1 protein-coding gene is annotated in these 394 nt (G+C 50.0%); it reads left to right on the top strand.

Translation table 11 applies throughout. From position 1 onward, the window contains the following. Nucleotides 1-19: 19 nt before the first annotated feature. Nucleotides 20-394 (top strand): RHS repeat-associated core domain-containing protein (locus EVJ32_RS16085; protein WP_304984935.1); only part of this gene is annotated, 375 nt, incomplete at its 3' end.

Consider the following 394-nt stretch of genomic DNA (forward strand, 5'->3'; position numbering starts at 1 on the left):
ATTTCCTACATAGTAAATAATGCTGGCGCTGATGGATGCGGATGGAAACATTGCGTGGAGCGGGGAGTATGATGAGTGGGGCAACCAGCTGAATGAAGAGAACCCGCATCACCTGCACCAGCCGTACCGGCTGCCGGGGCAGCAGTATGATAAGGAGTCGGGGCTGTACTACAACCGGAACCGGTACTACGATCCGTTGCAGGGGCGGTATATCACTCAGGACCCGATAGGGCTGGAGGGGGGATGGAGTCTGTATGCGTATCCGCTGAATCCGGTGAATGGTATTGATCCATTAGGGTTAAGTCCCGCAGATGTAGCGCTAATAAGAAGAAAAGATCAACTAAACCATCAAAGAGCATGGGATATATTATCTGATACTTATGAAGATATGAAG

Origin of the sequence: Exiguobacterium sp. SH5S4, assembly GCF_004337045.1 — a bacterium.
GTDB lineage: Bacteria > Bacillota > Bacilli > Exiguobacteriales > Exiguobacteriaceae > Exiguobacterium > Exiguobacterium aurantiacum_A.